The 4,079-nt window shown below is 74.4% G+C and carries 5 protein-coding genes and 1 pseudogene; 4 read left to right on the top strand and 2 right to left on the bottom strand.

Annotated features, from left to right (window positions below; genetic code table 11):
- From G3I42_RS32800 to mug, 4 genes are all read left to right on the top strand, one after another.
- On the top strand, positions 1-310 hold a 310-nt coding region (locus G3I42_RS32800; RefSeq protein ID WP_164291321.1), incomplete at its 5' end, for a CBS domain-containing protein.
- Positions 311-402: 92 nt separating this feature from the next.
- Positions 403-1,239, top strand: a complete 837-nt coding sequence (locus G3I42_RS32805; RefSeq protein ID WP_164291322.1) for an SGNH/GDSL hydrolase family protein — start codon at positions 403-405, stop codon at positions 1,237-1,239.
- A gap of 120 nt (positions 1,240-1,359) precedes the next feature.
- Entirely contained in the window at positions 1,360-2,793 is a 1,434-nt protein-coding gene (purB, locus tag G3I42_RS32810; protein WP_164291323.1) for an adenylosuccinate lyase, read from the top strand.
- A 52-nt stretch (positions 2,794-2,845) separates the two neighbouring features.
- The gene (gene mug / locus G3I42_RS32815) at positions 2,846-3,418 is read left to right on the top strand and encodes a G/U mismatch-specific DNA glycosylase (protein ID WP_164291324.1); all 573 of its coding nucleotides are present in this window, start codon (positions 2,846-2,848) and stop codon (positions 3,416-3,418) included.
- 10 nt (positions 3,419-3,428) lie between these two features.
- Here the strand turns inward: mug and G3I42_RS32820 are convergent, their stop codons facing one another.
- Both G3I42_RS32820 and G3I42_RS38050 read right to left on the bottom strand, forming a co-directional pair.
- The gene (locus G3I42_RS32820; RefSeq protein WP_164291325.1) at positions 3,429-3,866 is read right to left on the bottom strand and encodes a hypothetical protein; all 438 of its coding nucleotides are present in this window, start codon (positions 3,864-3,866) and stop codon (positions 3,429-3,431) included.
- Between the two features lie 57 nt (positions 3,867-3,923).
- Positions 3,924-4,079: pseudogene (locus tag G3I42_RS38050) on the bottom strand (ABC transporter permease); the annotation flags it as partial.

The raw sequence follows: 4,079 nt of genomic DNA on the forward strand, positions 1-4,079 counted from the left end.
GCTCGCCGCCGCGTCCGGGTACTCGCGTTTCCCGGTCGCGGACGCGGACGGGCGGCTCCTGGGCTACCTGCACGTCAAGGACGCGCTCGGCCCGCGCCCCGCCGACCTCCCCTTCGCCCCGCGCGAGCTGCGCCCTCTCCCCCGCCTCCCGGCCGGCACCCCGCTCGACGCGGCCCTGACCGCGCTGCGCGCCGAGGGCGCCCACCTCGCGGCGGTCACGGCCCCGGGCGAAGGGCTGGTGGGCCTCGTCGCGCTGGAGGACGTCCTGCGCGAGCTGATCGGCAGGGGGACGGAGCCGGTGGCGGCCTGAGCGGCGGCCGGTACGGGCAGGTGGTGGCGGCCGGGCCCGGCCGCCACCGGGCTCGCCCGGGCCCCGTACCGGCCGGTACGATCGCACTCGCCATGTCGATCAATGCCACCTACACCAGCCTCGTCGCCGTCGGGGACAGCTTCACCGAGGGCATGTCGGACCAGTTGCCCGACGGGTCCTACCGGGGGTGGGCGGATCTGCTCGCCGCCCGTCTCGCGACCCGCGCCCCCGGATTCCGGTACGCCAACCTCGCCGTGCGCGGCAAGCTCATCGAGCAGATCGTGCGCGAACAGGTCGGTCCCGCCGCGAAGATGGGCGCCGATGTCGTGACTCTCGTCGGCGGGCTCAACGACACCCTGCGCCCCAAGTGCGACATGGGCAGGGTGCGCGGGCTGCTCGAAGAGGCGGTCGAGACGCTGGCGCCGAGTTGCAAGCAATTGGTGCTCATGCGCAGCCCGGGCCGGCAGGGCCCGGTGTTCGACCGTTTCCGGCCGCGCATGGAGGCCCTGTTCGCGTGCATCGACGAACTGGCCGCCCGGCACGGCGCGCTGGTCATCGACCTCTACGGCTCGGCGGCGCTCGGCGACCAGCGGATGTGGGGCGTCGACCGCCTGCACCTGACCGACGAGGGGCACCGCAGGGTCGCGGAGGCCGTGTGGCAGGGCCTCGGCCTGGCGGCCGAGGACGACTGGACCAGCCCGCTGCCCGCCCCCGTACCGCCCTCGTGGCTCCAGCGCCGGATCGCGGACGCGAGCTTCACGCGCGCACACCTGCTCCCCTGGATCGGCCGCCGCCTGACCGGCCGCTCCTCGGGCGACGGCCGCTCGGGCGCGCATTTCAGCCCCGAGCACGGCGAAGGCTTCTGGATCACGCCCTCGGACTCCACCGAGCCGGGCCCGGTGACGGGCTGGCGCCGCGCGGACTCCTGACCGGCCGGGGACCGCGAGGCGCCACGACCGAGGAGGCGAGCGGTCCGCGTCCGTTTGGAGCTTCCTCCGAAGGCGACCGGCGCGCCTACCTGCGGGAACCGCCAAGTAGACTGCGACCTCGTGACTGCGAAGCCCCGTATCCCCAACGTCCTGGCAGGCCGCTACGCCTCCCCCGAGCTGGCCGAGCTCTGGTCGCCCGAGCAGAAGGTGAAGCTGGAGCGCCGGCTGTGGATCGCCGTGCTGCGCGCCCAGCGCGACCTCGGCATCGAGGTGCCCGAGGGGGTGGTGGAGGACTACGAGCGCGTCCTGGACACCGTGGACCTCGCCTCGATCGCGGAGCGCGAGAAGGTCACCCGGCACGACGTGAAGGCCCGGATCGAGGAGTTCAACGCCCTCGCCGGGCACGAGCACGTGCACAAGGGCATGACCTCGCGCGACCTCACCGAGAACGTCGAGCAGCTCCAGACCCGGCTCTCGCTCGAACTCGTCAGGGACCGCGCCGTCGCCGTCCTCGCGCGCCTCGGCAAGCTCGCCGGGGAGTACGGCGAACTGGTCATGGCCGGGCGCTCGCACAACGTCGCCGCGCAGGCCACGACGCTCGGCAAGCGCTTCGCCACGGGCGCCGACGAGCTGTTCGTCGCCTACGGGCGGGTCGAGGAGCTGCTGCGCCGCTACCCGCTGCGCGGCATCAAGGGCCCGGTCGGCACCGCGCAGGACATGCTCGACCTGCTCGGCGGCGACGGCGGGAAGCTCGCCGAGCTGGAACGCCGCATCGCCGCGCACCTCGGCTTCGGCGAGGTCTTCACCTCGGTCGGCCAGGTCTACCCCCGCTCGCTCGACTACGAGGTCGTCACGAGCCTCGTCCAGCTCGCCGCCGCGCCCTCCTCGCTCGCCAAGACGATCCGTCTCATGGCGGGCAACGAGCTGGTCACCGAAGGCTTCAAGCCCGGCCAGGTCGGCTCGTCCGCGATGCCGCACAAGATGAACACCCGCTCCTGCGAGCGCGTCAACGGCCTCATGGTGATCCTGCGCGGCTACGCCTCGATGACCGGCGAGCTGGCGGGCGACCAGTGGAACGAGGGCGACGTCTCGTGCTCGGTGGTGCGTCGCGTCGCGCTGCCCGACGCGTTCTTCGCGCTCGACGGCCTCCTGGAGACCTTCCTGACCGTGCTCGACGAGTTCGGCGCCTTCCCCGCCGTCGTCGCGCGCGAACTCGACCGCTACCTGCCCTTCCTCGCCACGACCAAGGTCCTCATGGGCGCGGTGCGCGGCGGCGTCGGGCGCGAGGTGGCGCACGAGGCGATCAAGGAGAACGCCGTCGCGACGGCCCTGGAGATGCGCGAGAAGGGCGCCGAGCGCAACGACCTGCTCGACAAGCTCGCGGCAGACGAACGCCTGCCGCTCGACCGCGACCGGCTCGCGGCCCTCATGGGCGACCCGCTCTCCTTCACGGGCGCGGCCCGCGACCAGGTCGCCGCCGTCGTCGCCCGCGTCGAGGCCGTCGTCGCCGAACGCCCCGAGGCCGCCGGCTACACCCCGGGCGCGATCCTCTGAACCGCCACGTCCCCCGCTCACCGTCCGCCCTCCGGGCCGGACGGTGAGCGCCGTGCGTTTCACCCCCGAAGAGCTGGAGGCGGCGCGGGACAAGCTGCTCCCCGACGTCGTGGCGCCCGGCCTGCGCGTCCTGTTCTGCGGGATCAACCCGGGCCTCCTGTCCGCCGCGAGCGGCCACCACTTCGCCCGCCCGGGCAACCGCTTCTGGCCCGCGCTCCACCTCTCCGGCTTCACTCCGCGCCGGCTGCGCCCCGACGAGCAGGGCGAGTTGCTGTCGTACGGGCTCGGGATCAGCAATGTCGTGCAGCGGGCGACGGCGCGCGCCGGGGAGTTGGGCGCGGAGGAGTTCCGTACGGGGGGAGCGGCGCTCGCCGCGAAGGTGGCGCGGCTGCGGCCCGCCTGGCTCGCCGTCGTCGGGATCACCGCGTACCGCGCGGCCTTCGACGCGCCGAAGGCCGTGATCGGGCCGCAGGAGGAGCGGGTGGGCGGGGCGCGGGTGTGGGCGCTGCCCAATCCGAGCGGGCTCAACGCGCACTGGTCGCTCGCGGCGATGGCCGAGGAGTTCGGCCGGCTGCGGGAGGCGGCCGGAGTGCCCCCGCGCGTGGCGGGGGAGCCGCTGCCGTAGCGGGGCCGCCTCAGGGCGGGTCCTCCGTCGTGGTGAAGGCGATGAGGGCGAGGGGAAGGCCGGGGCCGTGGTGGGCCGTGCCGATTCCCGTCCAGCGGTCCGCGCGGTGCCACAGGTGGATGTCCGGGACCGTGTGGACGAGGAGGTCCCAGGGGGCGGGGAGTCTCGCGTCCGCCGCCCTGAGCGCGGCGCCGGTGAGGGCGAGGCGGTCCGGTGGGCCCCAGCCCCGCGTCGTCAGGAGCAGGGACAGGGCCTCGCGTTCGGATTCGAACTGGTCTTCGATCTCTGCCGTCGGGGTGTCCGCCGCGTTCCCCGCGGGCGCGAGGAGCAGCGTGACGAGGTGGTGGCCGGGGCCCGAACTCTCGTACCCGGCGGGCGAGTCGGCGTCCGGGAATGGCAGGACGCACAGGGACTCGATGGTGTCCAGGTGCTGGGCCGTGCCGCTCATGCGTTCCAGTAAACCGGGCCCTCGCACGCCCCCGTACGGCGGCCCCCGGCGACGGCCTCAGACGTCGTGCCTCCGCAGGCGCCACCACCCCGCGCCGACCGCGAGCGCCGTCCACAGCGCGAGCACCCCGAGCCCCGTCCAGGGGCCGAGCGGCCCGTCCGCGGGTGCGGCGCGCAGGACGAGTTGCCCGGCCGTCGCGGGCAGGAAGCGGGC

Source organism: Streptomyces sp. SID11385 (assembly GCF_010548245.1).
GTDB lineage: Bacteria > Actinomycetota > Actinomycetes > Streptomycetales > Streptomycetaceae > Streptomyces.

Excerpts from the sequence above, each read along its gene's own strand:
- G3I42_RS32820 (WP_164291325.1), bottom strand. The coding sequence starts at position 3,866 with ATGAGCGGCACGGCCCAGCACCTGGACACCATCGAGTCCCTGTGCGTC.
- G3I42_RS32805 (WP_164291322.1), top strand. The coding sequence starts at position 403 with ATGTCGATCAATGCCACCTACACCAGCCTCGTCGCCGTCGGGGACAGC.